Below are 20722 nucleotides of genomic sequence, written 5' to 3'. Positions count from 1 at the left end.
GCCAGGAAAATGCCTTATCTGTGAATAACCGCTTACCGTGCGTGAATATCACGTGATGCGCCTGATAATGATTAATACCGCCGGTGATCCCTGTGATTAACTTGCAGCGGTTAATCATGATAATTTGCGGAAACAGAAGTCACATTAATTTACCTTAAGGAATTTATTCTTTGAGTATTGTACGGATAGGCAATTAAGCAACCGGCATAAGAAAATTTGCTTCATCTCCCACAAATCCTTTGGATTGAACGGCCTGCATTTGTTCATATTTTTTGAACAGAGGAGTGAAGTTTTTACGCTTTCTTATTCTCAGCCGTTGACTAGACTAGAGAAAACATTGAGGAGAGTTGAACATGATCTACTTACGTCAGGCACAAGAACGCGGTCACGCCAGTCACGGCTGGCTCGAAAGCTGGCACACTTTCTCTTTCGCCGATTATTACGATGCGCAATTCATGGGGTTCTCCGCATTGCGGGTGATTAATGAAGACTTCATCGATGAAGGGCAGGGATTTGGTAAGCATCCGCATAAAGACATGGAAATTCTGACCTATGTGCTGGAAGGCACCGTGGAACATCAGGACAGCATGGGCAATAAAGAACAAATCCAGGCCGGTGAGTTCCAGATTATGAGCGCCGGTACCGGGGTGACGCACTCGGAGTACAACGGTAACAGCGACCGTAAGCTGCACCTGTATCAGATCTGGATTATCCCAAATCAGAAAGGGCTGGAACCGCGTTACGAACAGCGCATGTTCGATGCGCCGCAGGGCCGCCAGTTAGTGCTTTCACCGGATGCCCGCGAGGGTTCGCTGAAGGTGTTCCAGGATATGGAGTTGTCCCGCTGGGCACTGAAAAAAGATGAGCAGTCGGTTTACCAGATACAAGCTGATCGCCGCGTGTGGATCCAGGTGGTAAAAGGCACCGTTTCCATCAACGGTAAGAAAGCCGGACAGAGTGATGCACTGGCTGTCTGGGATGAAACGGCATTGTCCGTTCATGCAGATGAAGACAGCGAAATCTTGCTGTTCGATCTGCCGCCAGTCTGAGGATTCATGGTTATTAAGGCGACTCCGGTCGCCTTTTTCTTTTGTATCAATGCCGCTCTCTCCCTTAGCCTCTTTCCCCGCTTTTGCATTGTTTAATTTTGCGCTTCGTGACGCCATTCACACCTGCAACAAATCCCCCGTCAAAATTTTGAGCCTGTTCGCACATCGAGGGTATAGCGATGGAAACCGGTTTCCATAACACCTCAAATACCCTCAGCAGGTTAAAACGGGCAGAACATAAATCATCGTGGAGTGAAGCAAAATGAAAAGAATCATGCTTTGTTGTTCAGCGGGGATGTCGACCAGTTTGTTAGTGCGGAAGATGAAAGAAGTGGCGGCGGAACGCGGAGAAGAGGTGCAGATTGACGCATTCGGTGCCAGCGAGTTTGATGAAAAATTCCGTGATTATCAGGTGGTGCTGCTCGGTCCGCAGGTGCGTTACATGCAGGCTGATTTATCTGCCAGAGCGGCAGAATTCAACATTCCGGTCGAGACCATCAACATGATGGATTATGGCATGCAGCGCGGTGATAGCGTGCTCGACTTTGCCTTTGGTCTGATCGCACAGGAAGGAAGCCGCGTATGAGTGGCCTCTATCAGGCGATGGTTAACGTCATCGAAAAACATATCACGCCACTGGCGGGCAGTGTCGGTCAGCAGCGGCATGTGATTGCCATCCGCGATGGCTTTATCGCAGCACTGCCATTTATGATTATTGGCTCGTTCATGCTGGTCTTTATCTTCCCGCCTTTCTCGCCGGATACGACCATGAGCTTCGCGCGCGGCTGGCTGGACTTGTCGCTGAAATACCGCGAACAACTGATGTTGCCGTGGTATCTGAGCATGGGCGTCATGACGTTTTTCATTTCGGTAGGTATCGGTGCAAGCCTCGGTAAGCATTATAAGCTTGACCCGATCATGACCGGTTTACTGGCATTTATGGCGTTTCTGCTGGTGGCCGCGCCGTATCATGACAAACAAATCTCCACGCAATATTTTTCCGGCGAAGGTATCTTTACCGCCATTCTGACAGCGATTTATGCTGCTGAAGTGTATGCGTTGCTCAAACGCCGCAACATCACCATCCGCCTGCCGAAAGAAGTGCCGACCGGTGTGGCACGTTCATTTGAAATTCTGATCCCGGTGGTGGTGATTGTCGCCACGCTGCATCCGCTGAATCTCTTTATTCAGTCCACCACCGGCATGATTATTCCTGAAGCCATCATGCATTTGCTGGCACCGTTGGTCTCTGCATCGGATTCGCTGCCGGCGATTTTAATTTCAGTGTTTATTTGCCAGGTGCTGTGGTTTGCAGGGATTCATGGCGCACTGATTGTCACTGGCATCATGAACCCGTTCTGGATGACCAATCTGGCGCTTAACCAGACGGCGTTACAGGCCGGTGCGCCATTGCCACATATTTACCTGCAAGGATTTTGGGATCACTATCTGTTGATTGGTGGCGTAGGGTCGACCTTACCGCTGGCGATTCTCTTGCTGTGCAGCAAGGCCGTGCATCTGCGTACTATTGGCCGGATGGGGGTGGTACCGAGTTTCTTCAACATTAACGAACCTATCCTGTTCGGCACGCCGATTATCATGAATCCGGTATTCTTCCTGCCGTTTACGCTGGTGCCGATGCTGAATGCTATTTTTGCTTACACCGCCACAAAACTCGGCTGGGTCGCGCAAGTGGTCTCGCTCACACCCTGGACAACACCTGCACCGATTGGTGCGTCATGGGCCGCAAACTGGGCATTCAGTCCGGTAATTATGTGCCTGTTCTGTATGGTGTTATCAGCCGTTATGTACTACCCGTTCCTGAAAGCCTATGAACGTACGTTGCTGAAACAGGAAGCGGAAAAAGCCACGGCACAAACGGCGGGCAATGCCGTGCCGGCAAACAGTTAAATATCAGTTAAAACGTACAGCTAACGGACAGCGAGGATAACGATGAAATACGCATTTCCAAAAGAATTCTGGTGGGGCAGTGCCAGTTCGGCGCCACAAACCGAAGGTGAATCCCTGAGCCACGGGAAAAGTGCCACGGTGTGGGATCACTGGTATTCACAGCAGCCAACACGCTTTCACAATGACGTCGGCCCGCAGGATACTTCAACGTTTTATAAAAACTGGCGCGAGGATATCGCGCTGCTGAAACAGCTGAATCACAACACCTTCCGCACGTCGATTTCCTGGGCACGTTTAATTCCCAACGGACGTGGCGACGTGAATCAGGAAGCGGTCACGTTTTATAATCAGGTGATCGACGAAATGCTGGCGCAGGGTGTGCAGCCGTTTATCAATCTGTTCCACTTCGATATGCCGATGGCGATGCAGGAAATCGGCGGCTGGGAAAACCGCGACGTGGTGCAGGCGTATGCAAAATACGCCGATACCTGTTTTGAACTGTTTGGTGACCGGGTCAAGCATTGGTTTACGTTCAACGAACCGGTGGTGCCGGTGGAAGGTGGTTATCTGTATGATTTCCATTATCCGAATGTGGTGGATTTCAAACGTGCCGCCACCGTGGCGTATCACACCATGCTGGCGCATTCCCTGGCGGTAAAAGCTTATCGTGCCCGTGATCCCGGTGGCGAAATCGGTATCATTCTTAACCTCACGCCGTCTTATCCACGTTCGCAGAATCCGGCTGATCTGAAAGCCGCGAATATTGCTGATCTGATGTTTAACCGCAGTTTCCTTGATCCGGCGCTGCGAGGTGAATATCCGCAGGAACTGGTGGAATTGCTGAAAAAACACGGTCAGCTTCCGGCCTGTCAGCAGGGCGATAAAGAACTGCTGAAACAGGGCGTGGTAGATTTGCTCGGCATTAACTATTACCAGCCGCGCCGCATTCAGTGCCGCGACAGTATGGTTAATCCTGAAAGTCCGTTTATGCCGGAATGGTTCTTTGATAACTACGTCATGCCGGGGCGTAAAATGAACCCGCATCGTGGCTGGGAAATCTATGAGCAGGGCATTTACGATATTCTGACTAATCTGCGGGAAAACTACGGTAATCCGCGCTGTTTCATTTCCGAAAACGGCATGGGTGTGGAAAATGAACTGCGCTTTGAACAGGCAGGGCGGATTGATGATGATTACCGCATCGAGTTTGTCAGCGGGCACCTGAAATGGTTGCACCGTGCCTTACAGGAAGGCAGCGGTTGTCTCGGCTATCACATGTGGACATTTATTGACTGCTGGTCATGGATGAATGCCTATAAAAACCGGTATGGTTTCATCCAGCTGGATCTGGAAACGCAGAAACGCACGGTGAAGAAAAGCGGCGAATGGTTCGCGGCAGTTTCTAAAAATAACGGTTTCGATTAACACAAGGAAAGACATGGCAAACATTAACGACGTTTCGCGGCTGGCGAAGGTGTCGAAAGCGACGGTGTCCCGTGTCCTCAGTGGCAGCCGCGGTGTCAAAGAAGAAAGCCGCCTGGCTGTGATGCAGGCGGTTGAAACACTGCAATACAAGCCAAGTGTGATTGCGCAGTCGCTGTCTACACAATCCACCGGTTGTATCGGGGTCATTTGCGCGACCGAAAACATCAATCAGTCGACCGGTTATCTCCACGCGCTGGAAAAAGAGTTGCGGCTGAATCAGAAATATTTGCTGCTGCGTTTTGCCACCGACGCGGCAAGTCTCAGGCATTCTGTGGACGAGATTGGCCGCGGCCTGTGCGATGCGATGATTGTGATCGGCGCACGCTTTCCTTTGCCAGCGCTGCCCGACAACGTCATTACCATTGATTGTCTGGATGCGGATTCTGCACGCAGTATTCATTTTGACCGCAGCTTTGCGGCCGAAACCGCCTGTCAGTATGTGCTGAAACAAGGGCGCAGACAGATTGCCCTGATCAATCCGGAAAATGATGATACGGCAGGTCAAATCCTGCAGGGATATCATCTTGCGCTGGAGAAATTCCTGCTGCCTTACGACCGCCGGCTGGTTCACAGCGGCTCACACGCACTGACGCAACTGCTGGCACAGAATGTGCCGTTCAATGCCCTGCTGGTGCCGGATGACTCGTCGGCACAGGACGCACTTCGTCAGCTGATGCATCACGGGCGCACTGTGCCGGGAAACGTGATGGTGTTTAGCCTCGACAGTACGTTGCCGCCGGGTGTTTCTGCCGTTCCGGCCATTGCCTATCCGCTGGAAACGCTGGCACAACGGGCGATGGCGCTGCTGACCGGCCAGTTTTCCGCCAACATCAGCGCGCCGGTTCGCGGCCAGCTCTCTTTACCTTCCTGACAAACCTCTCATGTCGCGCAGCAACGGATATCCGCCTGCGCGAATGTTTGCTAACATCACTCTCTGATCCTTTAACCTTTTCAGCGGCACCATCTCATTGATGAATATGAAGAAAAAAAGACCCGTACTCCAGGATGTTGCCGACAAAGTGGGCGTCACAAAAATGACGGTCAGCCGCTATTTGCGTAATCCTGAACAGGTTTCCGGCGCGTTGCAGGAAAAAATTTCAGCAGCACTCGATGAGCTGGGTTATATCCCCAACCGCGCCCCTGACATTCTTTCTAACGCTAAAAGTCGCGCTATCGGCGTGCTGCTGCCGTCGCTGACCAATCAGGTGTTTGCGGAAGTGCTGCGCGGCATTGAGAGCGTGACCGATATTCATGGCTATCAGACCATGCTGGCGCACTACGGATACAGCCAGGAACGTGAAGAACAGCGTCTGACCTCGTTACTCTCCTACAATATCGACGGACTGATTTTGTCCGAGCGGCATCACACCGCGCGTACGCTGAAGATGATCGAAGTAGCCGGTATTCCGGTGGTAGAGATGATGGATTGCGTATCGCCTTGCGTGGATCTGGCGGTCGGTTTCAACAACTTTGAAGCCGCACGGCAGATGACCCAGCAAATTATCGCGCGCGGCCATCGTCATGTGGTGTATTTCGGCGCACGTCAGGACGAACGTACCCTTATTAAACAGCAGGGTTACGAGCAGGCGATGCGTGAATCCGGTCTGGAGCCTTACAGTGTGATGACCAGCCGCTCTTCCAGTTACAGTGGTGGTGCTGAGTTATTGCGACAGGCGCAAAAAGACTGGCCACAAATCGACAGTATTTTCTGTACCAACGATGACCTTGCGGCAGGTGCATTCTTTGAATGTCAGCGTCAGGGACTGAAAATTCCTTCACAAATGGCGATTGCCGGTTTTCATGGACACAACATGGGACAAACGATGGAGCCACCGCTCGCCAGCGTCCTGACGCCGCGTGAAAAAATGGGGCAAATCTCCGCCGAACGCCTGCTGGCGAGACTTCGCGGCGAAGAAGTGGTGCCGAGAATGGTGGATGTAGGGTTTACGATTTCTGCGGGCGGAAGTATCTGATTTCTTTGCGCCTTCCCCTCTCACGAGGGGATGGCTGGGATGGGGTGTTGGTTTTGCGGATGACAGCGCTGCCATTAAGCCCCCCTCCCGACTTCTCCGGTCTAAACATCCCCCTTCGCAGGGGAAAGTCTTACTTCTGTACCGTCTTCAAAGCCGCGATACAGCGATCTACCACACCTTCAAACTTGTGATCGATATTTACGCGCAACACATCCGGCTCGTCTTCGCCGGGTTCTTCGAGTGCTTCAAACTGGCTGCGCAGCAAATCGGTCGGCATGAAGTGTCCGGCGCGTGCTTTCAGACGTTCGGCAATCACCTCAAAACTGCCTTTCATGTAAATAAATACCATGCCTTCGTTGTCTTTACGCAGGGCGTCGCGGTAACGGCGCTTCAGTGCGGAACAGACAATGATGCCGGTTTCATTTTTATGGCGCAGGCTGTAAGCCGCGTCGTTGAGGCGTAATAGCCACGGTGCACGATCATCGTCGTTCAGGGGCGTGCCGCTGGCCATCTTTTCAATATTGGCGCGGGGATGAAGATCATCGCCGTCGATAAATTTCGCGTTAATTTCACGGGCCAGTGCCGCGCCGACGGTGGATTTACCGCTGCCTGACACGCCCATCAGAATGATGCTTTGTCCTGCCATAAGTATGATCTCTATCCCAAAATGAACATTTTGACTGCGTAGTGAGTCCTAATATTAGCATGTTACCGGTATCATGATACCGGTAACAAATGGAGATGTGACTAATATCACAAAGGAATGCACTGCTGTTTTAGCGGTCGCGGTCTGTACCCGTTGCACTGTTAATTCCTACAACATCTTGAAAACTAAAAATAATGCGTCACCCGGTTTTTAGCCATACCTGAGTGACAGCATAAGGGGAAGAATATGCCATTAGTTATTGTAGCGGTGGGTGTCGCACTGCTGTTGTTACTTATGATCCGATTTAAGCTTAATGGCTTCATTGCACTGATTCTTGTCGCGCTGGCGGTGGGGATTATGCAGGGAATGCCGGTCGATAAAGTTATCACCTCAATCAAAAACGGGGTGGGTGGCACGCTTGGCAGTCTTGCGCTGATCATGGGCTTCGGTGCCATGCTCGGTAAAATGCTGGCGGATTGCGGTGGTGCACAACGTATCGCGACCACCCTTATAGAAAAGTTTGGCCGTGAGCACATTCAGTGGGCGATTGTGCTGACAGGTTTCATCGTCGGGTTTGCCCTGTTCTATGAAGTTGGCTTCGTGCTGATGTTGCCACTGGTCTTCACTGTGGCGGCGGCAGCGCGTCTGCCTTTGCTGTATGTCGGCGTTCCGATGGCGGCCGCGTTATCCGTCACACACGGATTCCTGCCTCCGCACCCTGGCCCGACGGCAATTGCGACGATTTTCCATGCGGATATGGGTAAAACGCTGTTGTTTGGTTCGCTGCTGGCGGTGCCGACCGTTATTCTGGCCGGTCCTGTGTATGCGCGTTTCCTGAAAGGTATCGACAAACCGGTGCCGGAAGGTCTGTTTAACCCGAAAACCTTCACGGAAGAAGAGATGCCGGGCTTTGGCGTCAGTGTCGCCACCTCCCTGGTGCCGGTCATTCTGATGGCGTTTCGCGCGCTCTGCGAAATGATCCTGCCGAAAGGCCATCCGGTGCTGGCGTATGCTGAGTTCTTCGGCGACCCGGTGATGGCAACGCTGATTGCGGTGCTGATCGCTATCTTCACCTTTGGTCTGAACCGTGGCCGCAAGATGGAAGATGTGATGGCGACTGTGACCGACTCCATCAAAATCATCGCGATGATGTTGTTAATTATCGGCGGTGGCGGGGCGTTCAAACAGGTGCTGGTGGACAGCGGTATTGAAAAATACATCGCGGCTCTGATGCACGGCAGCAACCTGTCGCCAATCCTGCTGGCCTGGTCTATCGCAGCGGTTCTGCGTATCGCGTTGGGTTCTGCCACCGTGGCCGCGATTACGGCGGGCGGTATTGCCGCACCACTGATCGCCACGACCGGCGTCAGTCCTGAACTGATGGTGATCGCCGTCGGTTCCGGCAGCGTGATTTTCTCGCACGTCAACGATCCGGGCTTCTGGCTGTTCAAGGAATATTTCAACCTGAGCATTGTCGAAACCTTCAAATCCTGGTCGGTGCTGGAAACCATCATTTCCCTGTGCGGTCTGGCGGGATGCCTGCTGCTGTCGATGGTCGTCTGACGGCAAACGGATAGCGTAAAAAAGGCGAGCCAGATGGCTCGCCTTTTTCATTTCTTCTGTCGCTAAATCTTCAGATACGCCCTGATCCCATCGAGGAACATCTGCGTCGAGAGCATGACCAGAATCAGGCCCATCAGGCGTTCGAGGGCGCTGACGCCTTTATCACCCAGCAGGCGCAGGAACAGGTTTGAGAGCAACAGGATTGCCATCGACATGCCCCACGCGATAAACAGCGCCAGCGTTAAGTGACTCATCTGGTTTGGATACTGGTGCGAAAGCAGCATCAGCGTGGCGAGAATCGACGGACCGGCGACCAGCGGGATCGCCATCGGGACGAGGAAGGGTTCTTCACCGGCAGGCAGTCCGCTGCTGCTTTTCTCTTCCGACGGGAAAATCATTTTGATGGCGATCAGGAACAGGATAATACCGCCGGAAATCGACACAGTTTCAGTGCGCAGATTCAGAAACGACAGGATTTTTTCACCGGCGAACAGGAAGATCAGCATCAGGATGAGTGCGATCAGCATTTCGCGGATCAACACCACACGGCGACGTTTCGGGTCGAGATGTTTTAATACCGACATAAAAATCGGTAAATTACCCAGCGGATCCATAATTAAAAACAGCAAAATAGTTGCTGAAATCATTTCGGTCATAACTACCTCAGAAAAAATGCCAGTTATATACCCGTCATACTTCAAGTCGCAGATGCGTTAACTGCGCTCACTCACGCCGGTCACTTAGTTGTCTAAGCTCCCCAGGCTTCCTGAGCTTGTCGCGTTACTCGCAGGGCCAGCGCAAGCGCTGTTCAAAAGCGGAAACTTTTGTCCTGCAACTCGAATTATTGAGGGTATAAGTTGCGCTGCTATTAAAAGCCGCACTATTGATTAAATTCACTTGCCACTTCTACTACATTTTGTAAGGTGGTAGACCCGCGCGTTAATGGGGCGCAGTGCATCAAAACAGGCACTCACTGAGTGCAAACGCGCGTTCAAGCCGTTTTAAGCAGTTATCACCCTCAGGGCAGGACAGATATTATGAAAAATGTAGGTTTCGTTGGCTGGCGTGGAATGGTCGGTTCTGTACTCATGCAACGCATGATTGAAGAACGCGATTTCGACGCTATCCGTCCGGTATTCTTCTCCACTTCTCAGCACGGTCAGGCCGCGCCTTCTTTCACGGGTCAGTCCGGAACCTTGCAGGATGCTTATGATCTGGACGCCCTGAGCGCACTGGACATTATAATCACCTGTCAGGGCGGCGATTATACCAATGAAATCTATCCGAAGCTGCGTGAAATCGGTTGGTCGGGCTACTGGATTGACGCAGCATCCTCTCTGAGAATGGAAGATGACGCGATAATCATCCTCGACCCGGTCAACAACGCCGTGATCCGTCAGGGCATTGATAAAGGCATCAAAACCTTTGTGGGCGGTAACTGTACCGTCAGTCTGATGCTGATGTCGCTCGGCGGCCTGTTCGCTCATGATCTCATCGAATGGGCGTCTGTCGCCACCTATCAGGCGGCCTCCGGCGGCGGTGCGCGGCACATGCGCGAACTGCTGACCCAGATGGGAATGCTGCATAACAGCGTGGCGAAAGAGCTGGAAAACCCGGCTTCCGCCATTCTGGATATCGAACGTAACGTAACGGCGCTGACCCGCAGCGGCACGTTGCCAACCGATAACTTTGGTGTTCCGCTGGCGGGCGGTCTGATCCCGTGGATCGATAAACAGCTCGACAATGGCCAGACCAAAGAAGAGTGGAAAGGTCAGGCGGAAACCAACAAAATCCTCGGCACTTCCAGCATTATTCCGGTAGATGGGCTGTGTGTCCGTATCGGCGCGCTGCGCTGCCACAGCCAGGCGTTTACGCTGAAACTGAAAAAAGACGTGTCGGTGCCGGAAATCGAACAGATACTGGCTTCGCATAACGACTGGGTTCGTGTGATTCCGAATGACCGCGAATTATCGATGCGTGAACTGACGCCAGCGGCAGTCACCGGCACCATGAACACGCCGGTCGGCCGTCTGCGTAAACTGAACATGGGCCCGCAATATCTTTCAGCGTTCACCGTCGGTGACCAGCTGCTATGGGGCGCGGCAGAACCTTTACGACGTATGTTGCGAATTCTTCTGTAATCCGCCGCCAGGTTGAAAACTGCCCTGTTTTCTTCACGATGACTTCTCACGGGACACCAGCACGGTGTCCCGTTTTTAATTCTGCCATCATTCTCTTCCCCCTTTATCCGCCTTTTTCCAGCGCAACTCTCTGAATTTCATTTTGTGAAAAATTCATTGGTTTCTTCACGCTGATTTTTCGAACCTTTGTCTATGCTTAGTAGAAGAGCTCTGCCTCTTTGAGAAGCTGAAATAAGCACTTATTTGGAAATTGTGACCGTAAGCGTGATCACGCACCTTTTGGCAAAACTGAAACATAGCCGGATCACAAAGCGGCGATAAAAAGGGGAGCACACTAGGATCACGTTTCGCATTGAATACTTGACTGATTTTATTGGATTTATTGATTTAATTAATCATAGGACGTAATACATGTCTGTACTTCCCGATCAGCACGTCATTAATCAAATCATATCTGGCCACTACGCTGATCCTTTTTCTCTGTTGGGAATGCACTCTGTGGCTGCCGGGCTGGAAGTACGTGCCCTGTTGCCGGATGCGGATCAGGTCTGGGTCATTGATGTAGAAAAAGGTAAACAGGTGGCAGAACTGCGTCGCTACGACGACCGCGGTTTCTTTGTCGGCCTGATCCCACGCCGTAAAAATGCGTTTCGTTACCAGCTGGAGGTCCGCTGGGGCGAGAATCTCCAGGTGATTGATGACCCGTACCGTTTCGGCACGCTGTTGCAGGAACTGGATATCTGGCTGCTGGCAGAAGGCACACACCTGCGGCCTTACGAAAAACTCGGCGCGCATCTGCAAACGCTGGACGGCGTCGAGGGGGTGAGTTTTGCCGTCTGGGCACCGAACGCCATGCGGGTTTCCGTGGTCGGTGAATTCAACTTCTGGGACGGCCGCCGGCACCCGATGCGTCAGCGCCGAGAAAACGGTATCTGGGAACTCTTTATTCCCGCTGTCCGCGAAGGTCAGCTGTATAAATTCGAAATTATCGACTGCCGCGGGCAGGTCAGCCTGCGCGCCGACCCTTATGCTTTCGAGGCGCAGATGCGTCCGGACACCGCTTCGTGCGTACGGAAATTACCCGACGTCGTGCCGCATTCAGAAAGCAGAAAGAAAGCCAATGCGCTGAATCAGCCGGTTTCGGTATATGAAGTGCACCTGGGTTCATGGCGTCGTCATGCTGATGATAATTTCTGGCTGAGCTATGGCGAACTGGCCGAGCAACTGGTTTCTTATGCTAAATGGATGGGTTTTACGCACATTGAACTGATGCCGGTCAATGAACATCCGTTCGACGGAAGCTGGGGTTATCAGCCGCTTGGTATGTACGCGCCGACCCGTCGTTTCGGTACGCCCATGGATTTTAAAGCCTTTGTCGATGCGGCGCATAACGCCGGGCTGAACGTGATTCTTGACTGGGTGCCGGGACATTTTCCAAGCGACGCCTACGGTCTGGCACAGTTTGACGGCACCGCGCTGTACGAATATGCCGATCCGCGTGAAGGCTATCATCAGGACTGGAATACGCTGATTTATAACTACGGTCGCCATGAAGTGCGTAACTACCTGGCAGGCAATGGTTTTTACTGGATTGAGCGATTTGGTATCGACGGCCTGCGTGTCGATGCAGTGGCTTCCATGATTTACCGCGATTACAGCCGTAAACCCGGAGAGTGGATCCCGAATTATTACGGCGGACGCGAAAACCTGGAAGCCATTTCTTTCCTCAAATACACCAACCAGACCATCGGACGCGAACTCGGTGGTGCGGTGACGCTGGCAGAAGAATCGACCGATTATCCTGGCGTCACCATGCCACCGGATGCCAACGGGCTGGGTTTTCATTACAAGTGGAATATGGGCTGGATGCACGATTCCCTGACCTATATGCAGCTTGATCCTGTTCACCGCAAATATCATCACAATCTCATGACATTCGGCGTCCTTTACGCCTACAGCGAGAACTTTATCTTGCCACTGTCGCACGACGAAGTGGTGCACGGTAAGAAATCCTTGCTGGATAAAATGCCCGGCGACGTCTGGCAGAAATTCGCTAATCTGCGTGCCTACTACGGTTTTATGTGGGCGCACCCGGGCAAGAAACTGCTGTTTATGGGCAATGAATTTGCACAAGGGCGTGAGTGGAATTTCGACGCCAGCCTCGACTGGCACCTGCTCGACGATCCGACCAGCTGGCACAGCGGCGTACAGCATCTGGTACGCGACCTGAACCTGGTCTATCAGGCTAACGCGTCGTTATATGAGCTGGATTACAATCCCCGTGGCTTCGAATGGCTGGTGGTCGACGATCATGAGAACTCGATTTTCGCCTTTGCCCGCCGTGACGAACAGGGCGGTGAAGTGATCGTCATCAGTAACTTTACGCCGGTCCCGCGCGAGCATTATCGCATCGGTATCAGCCGTCCGGGTCGCTATCACGAAATCCTCAATACAGATTCGCATTACTACCGTGGCAGCAATGTCGGCAACGGCGGCGATATTTACAGTGAGAATATCAGCCATCATCAGCGTGACCATTCGATCAGCGTGACCATTCCACCGCTGGCGACGGTTTATTTGCGAAGGGAGGCGTAATGAAACAGCCCGGTCCCGGTCTGCCCGCGCCTTTTGGTGCGCATCTCAGAGATAACGGTGTCAATTTTTGCCTGTACTCCGCCCATGCGGAAAAAGTGGAGTTATGTCTTTTTGATGAGACCGGCAGTGAGCAGCATCTGCCCCTGACCGGGCGAACCGGCAACCTCTGGCATGGATTTGTGCCAGATCTCAAAGCCGGGCAGCGCTACGGTTACCGCGTTTACGGTCCATTCGATCCCCTAAAGGGCCACCGGTTTAACCCGAAAAAAGTGCTGATTGACCCGAGCGCCCGCGCGATTGACGGCGTACTGCTCGACAACGCACGGTTCACCGGCGGCACCGGTGCTCCGGACGAGAAAGACAGCGCCGTGGTTGCGCCTAAGTCGGTGGTGGTCGCCGGAAATTTCGACTGGGGTGATGATAAACCCCCGGCGAAACCCTGGGGCGAAACGGTGATTTACGAGGCACATGTCCGCGGCCTGACGCGCCAGCATCCGCATATTCCGGCCGCCATACGCGGCACCTATGCCGGGCTGGCACATCCGGTGATGCTTGAATACTTGCAGCATCTGGGCATTACCGCAATAGAACTGTTGCCGGTGCAGCATCATGCCGACGAACCGCGCCTGCAACGCCTCGGACTGAGCAATTACTGGGGCTACAACGTGTTGGCGCCTTGCGCTGTGGATCCGCGTTATGCCAGCGGACTGGGCGGTGTATCGGCGCTGAATGAATTTAAATCGGCAGTCAAAGCGCTGCACCAGGCGGGTATCGAGGTGATCCTGGACGTGGTGTTTAATCACAGCGCCGAGCTGGATATCGACGGTCCGTTTATTTCTTTTCGCGGCATCGACAACGCCAGCCTGTACTGGCTCAACGACGACGGCTCTGACAACAACATGACCGGTTGCGGTAACACAATGCGGCTGGTGGATGAGGAGATGATCGCCTGGACAATCGACAGCCTGCATTATTGGGTACGCGAATGTCACGTTGATGGGTTCCGCTTTGATTTAGCGACAGTTCTCGGCAGAACGCCGGAGTTTTCCGCTCAGTCACCGCTGTTCATGGCCATTAAGCAGGATGATGTTCTCTCAAAAATCAAACTGATTGCTGAGCCGTGGGATATCGGTACCGGCGGTTACCAGCTGGGGAATTTCCCGGCACCGTTTGCCGAATGGAGTGATGTATGGCGCGACAATATGCGTCAGTTCTGGCTGCATGGCGATCTTGCCCTCGGTCGGTTTGCCGGGCGTTTTGCAGGCTCTGCCGACACGTTCATCCCGGCACAGCGTGAACCTTACGCCAGCATCAACATGCTGACGGCACATGACGGCTTCACGTTGCGCGATCTTGTCAGTTTTAACCACAAACATAACCAGGCTAACGGTGAAGAAAACCGCGACGGCCATAACGAAAATTTCAGCCAAAACCACGGTCAGGAGGGGCTGGAGGCGCCTGATGACATATTACAGCAGCGCCGTCTCAGCCAGCGGGCCTTGCTGGCGACGCTGTTTTTATCACAGGGTACACCGATGTTGCTGGCCGGTGATGAACTCGGTAATAGCCAGTCGGGTAATAACAATGCTTATTGCCAGGACAATCCGATGACCTGGCTCGACTGGGAAAGCGCTGATGAAAGCCTGATGGCCTATGCCAGCGCACTGATTGCGCTGCGCCGGAAAATTCCGGCACTGACGCAAAACCGCTGGTGGCAGGAGGGCAGCGGGGAGGTGCAATGGCTGAATCAACAAGGGCAACCAATGAGTCCCGGTGACTGGGAGCAGGGTCCGCAGCAGTGGCTGCAAATCTGCCTGTCACAGCGCTGGTTGGTTATCGTTAATGCCTCACTGCACGAGGTAGATTTGCACCTGCCGTCGGGAAACTGGCAGCCGGTGGCACCGTTCAACAGCGTGCTTTTTGATGAGGAACCCCGGCGTGTCATGGAAGGCTCGCAATGGCGGGCGGCAGCAAAAACCCTCTGTGTCCTACAAGATTTCACTCCACAGAGCCGGTCATTATAAAAATGAAGGAGTCAGATATGGCGACATTAGATAACCGGGACCCGGTCATGCTGGCAAGACAGTTGCCGCTGAAATCCGTGGCATTAATCCTTGCCGGGGGACGGGGTTCAAGGTTGAAAGATTTGACCGCAACCCGGGCAAAACCCGCCGTTCATTTTGGCGGGAAATTCCGCATCATTGATTTTGCCCTGTCAAATTGCCTGAACTCTGGCATCCGCCGCATCGGCGTAATCACACAATATCAGTCACACACGCTGGTTCAGCATATCCAGCGTGGCTGGTCTTTCCTCAATGAAGAAATGAACGAATTTGTGGATTTACTCCCGGCGCAGCAACGCCACAGTACCGAGCACTGGTACAAAGGGACTGCCGATGCGGTTTATCAGAATCTGGATATTATCCGTCGTTACAAGGCCGAATTTGTGGTGATCCTGGCGGGCGATCATATCTACAAAATGGATTACTCACGGATGCTGATCGACCATGTGCAGAAAGGCGGTGAATGTACCGTCGCCTGCCTGGAAGTACCGCGCGCCGAAGCCAGTGAATTCGGTGTTATCGGCGTCACTGAGGATTATCACATCACCAGTTTCGTTGAAAAACCCAAAGACCCGCCGCCGATGCCCGGCAATCCCGATATGGCGCTGGCGAGCATGGGCATCTACATTTTTAATGCAGATTATCTGTTTCGCATGCTTGAAGAAGACATGGCGAGTGAAGAGTCGAGCCATGATTTCGGCAAAGACCTGATCCCCAAACTGACCCGTCAGGGCGTTGCCCGTGCGCATCCGTTTGGTCTTTCCTGTGTCACGCAAAACGATGAGGCACCGCCGTACTGGCGTGATGTCGGTACGCTGGAGGCTTACTGGCGCGCCAATCTGGATCTGGCTTCCGTCACGCCGGAGCTGGATATGTATGACCGCGACTGGCCGATCCGGACTCATATGGAGCCGCTGCCGCCCGCCAAATTTGTACAGGATCGCTCCGGCAGTCACGGCATGACCATGAATTCACTGGTAGCCGGTGGTGTGATTGTTTCCGGTTCGGTGGTGGTGCATTCCGTACTGTTCCCGCGGGTACGGGTCAATTCTTTCTGCAATATCGATTCGGCCATCATCCTGCCGGATGTGAATGTCGGTCGTTCATGCCGTTTACGCAAATGCGTCATTGACCGCGCTTGTCAGATCCCTGAAGGCATGGTGATTGGTGAGAATGCCGAGGAAGACAGCCGGCGTTTCTACCGTTCGGAAGGTGGCGTAGTGCTGGTGACCCGCGCAATGCTGGCGAAGCTTTAAACAGACGATATTAATACGAATTTTCGTCATCCTGGTGAGCGCCGGGATGACCGGGATAATCAGGAGCGCGAATGCAGGTTTTACATGTTTGTTCTGAGCTGTTTCCGCTATTAAAAACAGGCGGCCTTGCGGATGTCGCCGGTGCATTACCCGCCGCTCAGATTGCGGAGGGCGCGGATGTCCGCGTACTCATTCCGGCTTTCCCTGACGTCAAAAAAGGGCTGGGGGAAACGCAGGTGATTGGTACGCTGGCCACCTTTGCTGGGGATGTCACCCTTTCACTGGGTTATTTTGATGGCGTGGGTATTTATATTATTGATGTACCGGGATTGTATGACCGTCCCGGTAGCCCGTATCACGATCAATCGTCGTTCGCCTATCCGGATAACCATCTGCGCTTTGCGCTGCTGGGCTGGATGGCCTGTGAACTGGCCCTGAATTTCGATCCGCAGTGGCGGCCTGACATTGTCCATTCTCATGACTGGCACGCCGGGCTGTGTTCCGCCTATATCCGCGCCCGCAATGCGCCCGTTCGGACGATTTTCACCGTACATAATCTGGCGTTTCAGGGATTGTTTGGTGCACATCATCTCGATGAGCTGTATATCCCGCGCGAGTTCTTTCAGATGCACGGGCTGGAATTCTATGGCCAGATATCTTTTCTGAAAGCCGGTCTGTTCTATTCTGATCACGTGACGACCGTCAGCCCGACGTATGCAAAAGAAATCACCCGTCCCGAATTTGGTTACGGCATGGAATCTTTGCTGCTGGAACGTGAAATGCAGGGGCGACTGACGGGGATCCTTAACGGGGTCGATGAAGCCATCTGGCAGCCACGTGATGACGTGTTGCTGTCGGCACGCTACGATGCGGAGGATTTACGCGCCAAAGCGGTCAATAAAGCCTATCTGCAAAGGGCGATGGGACTGGATGTTGATGATTCGCGTCTGGTGTTTGCGGTTGTGAGTCGTCTGACCAGCCAGAAAGGGCTGGATCTGGTGCTTGAAGCCTTACCGGACTTGCTCGAACGCGGGGGCCAGTTAGCGCTTTTGGGCGCGGGTGACGCGGTGCTGCAACAGGCATTTCTGGCGGCAGCGGCAGATAATCCGGGGCAGGTTGGCGTGCAACTTGGCTATCATGAAGCGTTTTCCCACCGTATTATCGGTGGGGCGGACGTCATTATGGTGCCAAGCCGATTTGAACCTTGCGGTTTAACCCAGTTGTATGGCCTTAAATACGGCACATTACCGCTGGTGCGCCGCACCGGTGGGCTGGCTGATACGGTGGTCGATTGTGCGCTGGAAAATCTGGCCGACGGAACAGCCAGTGGTTTTGTCTTTGAAGAAGCAACGGGGAAATCGCTGGGAAATGCGATCCGCCGGGCATTTGTTTTGTGGAGCCGACCGAAACACTGGCGACACGTCCAGCAACACGCCATGGGTATTGATTTCGGCTGGAAGGTGGCTGCACAGGAATATATTGCCCTGTACAACCGCCTGCTGTCCTGACCCTGAACGCAGCTAACTTGATCGGGAATGTAACGTTATGACTTCACCGTTTAATTACAACTCACCGACAGTCAGTGTCGAAGCGCTTAAGCATTCTATTGCCTATAAACTGATGTTTATCATCGGCAAAGATCCGTCTATTGCGACACAACACGACTGGCTGAACGCCACATTGTTTGCGGTGCGCGACCGTATGGTGGAACGCTGGTTGCGTTCTAACCGGGCGCAAACCTCACAGGACGTACGACAGGTTTATTACCTGTCGATGGAGTTTCTGATTGGACGGACGCTTTCCAATGCGCTGCTGGCGATGGGCATTTACGATGACCTGAAAAACGCGCTTGATGAAATGGGCTTTGATCTGGAAGAACTGATCGGGGAAGAAAATGATCCCGGTTTAGGTAACGGCGGCCTCGGGCGGCTGGCGGCCTGTTTCCTTGATTCACTGGCAACGCTGGCGCTGCCGGGGCGTGGTTACGGCATCCGTTATGAATATGGTATGTTCGCGCAAAGCATCATCAACGGTGAGCAAAAAGAAGCGCCGGATTACTGGCTGGAATACGGTAATCCGTGGGAGTTCCAGCGTTATAACACCCGTTATAAAGTGCGTTTCGGCGGACGTGTGCAACATGAAGGCATCAAAACCCGCTGGCTGGAAACGGAAGAAGTCATTGCCTGCGCCTATGACCAGGTCATTCCCGGCTACGATACCGACGCCACCAACACGCTGCGCTTGTGGGGCGCGCAGGCCAGTAATGAAATCAATCTGGGTAAATTCAATCAGGGTGATTATTTCGCGGCGGTGGAAGACAAAAACCACTCTGAGAACGTATCCCGCGTGTTGTATCCCGATGACTCGACCTATTCCGGTCGCGAGTTGCGCTTGCGGCAGGAGTATTTCCTGGTGTCGGCAACCGTGCAGGATATCCTCAACCGGCATTACACTACGCACCATACTTACGACAATCTGGCCGATAAAATCGCCATTCACCTCAATGATACGCATCCGGTGCTGTCGATCCCTGAGCTGATGCGTCTGCTCATCGATGAGCATAAATTCGAGTGGAAAGCCGCGTGGGAAACTGTGTGTCACGTTTTCTCTTACACCAATCACACGCTGATGAGTGAAGCTCTGGAAACCTGGCCGGTAGACATGATCGGTAAGATCCTGCCACGTCATCTGGAGATTATTTTCCAGATTAACGATCACTTCCTGAAAGAAGTGGCGGAAAAGATCCCCAATGATAATGGCCTGCTGTCACGGGTCTCGATTATCGATGAAGGCAACGGTCGTAAAGTGCGAATGGCGTGGCTTGCGGTGATCGCCAGTCATAAAGTTAACGGTGTTTCCGAACTGCATTCCGAGCTGATGGTGCAATCGCTGTTCGCCGATTTCGCCCGTGTTTATCCTGACCGTTTTTGTAATAAAACCAATGGCGTCACGCCGCGCCGCTGGCTGGCGCTGGCCAATAAACCGCTGTCAGCGGTGATTGATGATGCTATCGGCAAGACCTGGCGTTCTGATCTGAGCCAGTTGGCGGAACTGGAGCAGAATCTGGATTATCCGAGCTTCCTGCAGGCAATCCGTAAGGCCAAGCTGGACAACAAAAAACGGCTGGCGCTGTATATTGCCCAGAAGCTGAACATCGTGGTTGATCCGAAAAGTCTTTTTGATGTGCAGATTAAGCGCATCCATGAATATAAACGTCAGCTGATGAACGTGTTGCATGTCATCACCCGCTATAACCGTATCCTCGAAGAACCGGACGCCGAATGGGTGCCACGCACGGTGATTTTTGCCGGTAAAGCGGCCTCGGCGTATTACGCAGCGAAGCAGATCATCCGGCTGATCAATGACGTGGCGGCGGTGATCAACAACGATCCGCGTGTGGCTAACAAACTCAAGATCGTTTTCATTCCGAACTACAGTGTCAGTCTGGCCCAGCTGATTATCCCGGCAGCTGATCTTTCCGAGCAAATCTCGCTGGCGGGCACTGAAGCATCCGGCACCAGTAACATGAAGTTTGCCCTTAACGGCGCACTGACGATAGGCACGCTGGACGGTGCCAATGTCGAAATGCTCGAACATGTGGGTGAGGAGAATATCTTTATCTTTGGCAACACCACGCCACAGGTCGAGGAATTACGCCGCAAGGGCTACAACCCGCATACCTATTTCGAGCAGGATGCCGAACTGCATCAGGTGCTGACGCAAATCGCCACTGGCGTCTTTAGTCCGGCCGAGCCGAAGCGTTATACCAATTTGTTCGATACGCTGGTCAACCTCGGTGATCACTATCAGGTACTGGCGGATTATCGCAGTTATGTCGATACGCAGGATAAAGTCGATGAGCTGTATAAACTGCCGGAGGAGTGGACGCGACGCACGTTACATAACATCGCCAATATGGGCTATTTCTCCTCGGACCGTACCATTCAGGAATACGCCGATGAGATCTGGAACATTAAGCCGGTGAAGTTGTAGAACGGGAATAAAGATGGGACTTTCAGCTCCTCCCCCTGCGAAGGGGG

At 53.1% G+C, this 20722-nt stretch carries 15 protein-coding genes; 13 read left to right on the top strand and 2 right to left on the bottom strand.

The genetic code is table 11. The features are described 5' to 3' along the window. Positions 1-353: 353 nt before the first annotated feature. The 6 genes from EVX52_RS13530 to gntR all read left to right on the top strand — a co-directional run bounded on the left by EVX52_RS13530 (position 354) and on the right by gntR (position 6418). Positions 354-1049 (top strand): pirin family protein, encoded by a 696-nt coding sequence (locus EVX52_RS13530; protein WP_129991481.1) that lies wholly within the window; start codon positions 354-356, stop codon positions 1047-1049. A 262-nt stretch (positions 1050-1311) separates the two neighbouring features. Beyond that, the gene (locus tag EVX52_RS13525; protein WP_129991480.1) at positions 1312-1635 is read left to right on the top strand and encodes a PTS sugar transporter subunit IIB; all 324 of its coding nucleotides are present in this window, start codon (positions 1312-1314) and stop codon (positions 1633-1635) included. Next, a complete protein-coding gene (locus EVX52_RS13520) occupies positions 1632-2960 on the top strand; it encodes a PTS sugar transporter subunit IIC (RefSeq protein WP_129953849.1) in 1329 nt (442 codons plus the stop codon). Before EVX52_RS13525 ends, EVX52_RS13520 begins: the two co-directional genes overlap by 4 nt. A gap of 42 nt (positions 2961-3002) precedes the next feature. Then, the gene (locus EVX52_RS13515) at positions 3003-4385 is read left to right on the top strand and encodes a glycoside hydrolase family 1 protein (protein ID WP_129953848.1); all 1383 of its coding nucleotides are present in this window, start codon (positions 3003-3005) and stop codon (positions 4383-4385) included. Positions 4386-4398: 13 nt separating this feature from the next. Further along, positions 4399-5316 carry a LacI family DNA-binding transcriptional regulator gene (locus tag EVX52_RS13510; RefSeq protein ID WP_129991479.1) on the top strand — a complete coding sequence of 306 codons (918 nt, stop codon included), beginning with the start codon at positions 4399-4401 and terminating at the stop codon, positions 5314-5316. Positions 5317-5422: 106 nt separating this feature from the next. Then, complete coding sequence (gntR, locus tag EVX52_RS13505; protein ID WP_129954170.1) at positions 5423-6418, top strand: gluconate operon transcriptional repressor GntR; 996 nt, start codon at positions 5423-5425, stop codon at positions 6416-6418. Positions 6419-6548: 130 nt separating this feature from the next. Here the strand turns inward: gntR and EVX52_RS13500 are convergent, their stop codons facing one another. Then, entirely contained in the window at positions 6549-7064 is a 516-nt protein-coding gene (locus EVX52_RS13500; RefSeq protein WP_129953846.1) for a gluconokinase, read from the bottom strand. Positions 7065-7310: 246 nt separating this feature from the next. Here EVX52_RS13500 and gntT point away from each other — a divergent pair, with 246 nt between their 5' ends. Continuing rightward, entirely contained in the window at positions 7311-8627 is a 1317-nt protein-coding gene (gene gntT / locus EVX52_RS13495) for a gluconate transporter (RefSeq protein WP_129953845.1), read from the top strand. 62 nt (positions 8628-8689) lie between these two features. On the opposite strand, the gene EVX52_RS13490 is transcribed toward gntT, so the two are convergent. Next, positions 8690-9283 (bottom strand): YhgN family NAAT transporter, encoded by a 594-nt coding sequence (locus EVX52_RS13490; RefSeq protein ID WP_013573548.1) that lies wholly within the window; start codon positions 9281-9283, stop codon positions 8690-8692. A 381-nt stretch (positions 9284-9664) separates the two neighbouring features. Between EVX52_RS13490 and asd the strand changes: the two genes are divergently transcribed. The 6 genes from asd to glgP all read left to right on the top strand — a co-directional run bounded on the left by asd (position 9665) and on the right by glgP (position 20675). Further along, the gene (gene asd / locus EVX52_RS13485) at positions 9665-10768 is read left to right on the top strand and encodes an aspartate-semialdehyde dehydrogenase (RefSeq protein WP_129991478.1); all 1104 of its coding nucleotides are present in this window, start codon (positions 9665-9667) and stop codon (positions 10766-10768) included. Positions 10769-11179: 411 nt separating this feature from the next. After that, entirely contained in the window at positions 11180-13363 is a 2184-nt protein-coding gene (glgB, locus tag EVX52_RS13480) for a 1,4-alpha-glucan branching enzyme (protein ID WP_129991477.1), read from the top strand. Further along, the gene (glgX, locus tag EVX52_RS13475) at positions 13363-15387 is read left to right on the top strand and encodes a glycogen debranching protein GlgX (RefSeq protein WP_129991476.1); all 2025 of its coding nucleotides are present in this window, start codon (positions 13363-13365) and stop codon (positions 15385-15387) included. The genes glgB and glgX overlap by 1 nt, the downstream gene beginning before the upstream one ends. A 17-nt stretch (positions 15388-15404) precedes the next feature. Then, positions 15405-16682, top strand: coding sequence for a glucose-1-phosphate adenylyltransferase (glgC, locus tag EVX52_RS13470; protein ID WP_129953841.1), 1278 nt, complete (start codon positions 15405-15407; stop codon positions 16680-16682). A gap of 71 nt (positions 16683-16753) precedes the next feature. Next, positions 16754-18190, top strand: a complete 1437-nt coding sequence (gene glgA / locus EVX52_RS13465) for a glycogen synthase GlgA (protein WP_129953840.1) — start codon at positions 16754-16756, stop codon at positions 18188-18190. Positions 18191-18227: 37 nt separating this feature from the next. Next, complete coding sequence (glgP, locus tag EVX52_RS13460; protein WP_129953839.1) at positions 18228-20675, top strand: glycogen phosphorylase; 2448 nt, start codon at positions 18228-18230, stop codon at positions 20673-20675. Positions 20676-20722 lie beyond the last annotated feature (47 nt).

It is taken from the genome of Rahnella sp. CFA14(1/10), from assembly GCF_004195095.1.
GTDB classification, from domain to species: Bacteria; Pseudomonadota; Gammaproteobacteria; order Enterobacterales; family Enterobacteriaceae; genus Rahnella; species Rahnella perminowiae.
Note: the sequence above shows the minus strand (reverse complement) of the source record. Positions and strands in the feature narration are given on the sequence as shown.

Excerpts from the sequence above, each read along its gene's own strand:
- EVX52_RS13530 (WP_129991481.1), top strand. The coding sequence starts at position 354 with ATGATCTACTTACGTCAGGCACAAGAACGCGGTCACGCCAGTCACGGC.
- EVX52_RS13525 (WP_129991480.1), top strand. The coding sequence starts at position 1,312 with ATGAAAAGAATCATGCTTTGTTGTTCAGCGGGGATGTCGACCAGTTTG.
- glgP (WP_129953839.1), top strand. The coding sequence starts at position 18,228 with ATGACTTCACCGTTTAATTACAACTCACCGACAGTCAGTGTCGAAGCG.
- EVX52_RS13515 (WP_129953848.1), top strand. The coding sequence starts at position 3,003 with ATGAAATACGCATTTCCAAAAGAATTCTGGTGGGGCAGTGCCAGTTCG.
- gntT (WP_129953845.1), top strand. The coding sequence starts at position 7,311 with ATGCCATTAGTTATTGTAGCGGTGGGTGTCGCACTGCTGTTGTTACTT.
- gntR (WP_129954170.1), top strand. The coding sequence starts at position 5,423 with ATGAAGAAAAAAAGACCCGTACTCCAGGATGTTGCCGACAAAGTGGGC.
- EVX52_RS13510 (WP_129991479.1), top strand. The coding sequence starts at position 4,399 with ATGGCAAACATTAACGACGTTTCGCGGCTGGCGAAGGTGTCGAAAGCG.
- EVX52_RS13490 (WP_013573548.1), bottom strand. The coding sequence starts at position 9,283 with ATGACCGAAATGATTTCAGCAACTATTTTGCTGTTTTTAATTATGGAT.
- glgX (WP_129991476.1), top strand. The coding sequence starts at position 13,363 with ATGAAACAGCCCGGTCCCGGTCTGCCCGCGCCTTTTGGTGCGCATCTC.
- EVX52_RS13500 (WP_129953846.1), bottom strand. The coding sequence starts at position 7,064 with ATGGCAGGACAAAGCATCATTCTGATGGGCGTGTCAGGCAGCGGTAAA.
- asd (WP_129991478.1), top strand. The coding sequence starts at position 9,665 with ATGAAAAATGTAGGTTTCGTTGGCTGGCGTGGAATGGTCGGTTCTGTA.
- glgB (WP_129991477.1), top strand. The coding sequence starts at position 11,180 with ATGTCTGTACTTCCCGATCAGCACGTCATTAATCAAATCATATCTGGC.
- glgC (WP_129953841.1), top strand. The coding sequence starts at position 15,405 with ATGGCGACATTAGATAACCGGGACCCGGTCATGCTGGCAAGACAGTTG.
- glgA (WP_129953840.1), top strand. The coding sequence starts at position 16,754 with ATGCAGGTTTTACATGTTTGTTCTGAGCTGTTTCCGCTATTAAAAACA.
- EVX52_RS13520 (WP_129953849.1), top strand. The coding sequence starts at position 1,632 with ATGAGTGGCCTCTATCAGGCGATGGTTAACGTCATCGAAAAACATATC.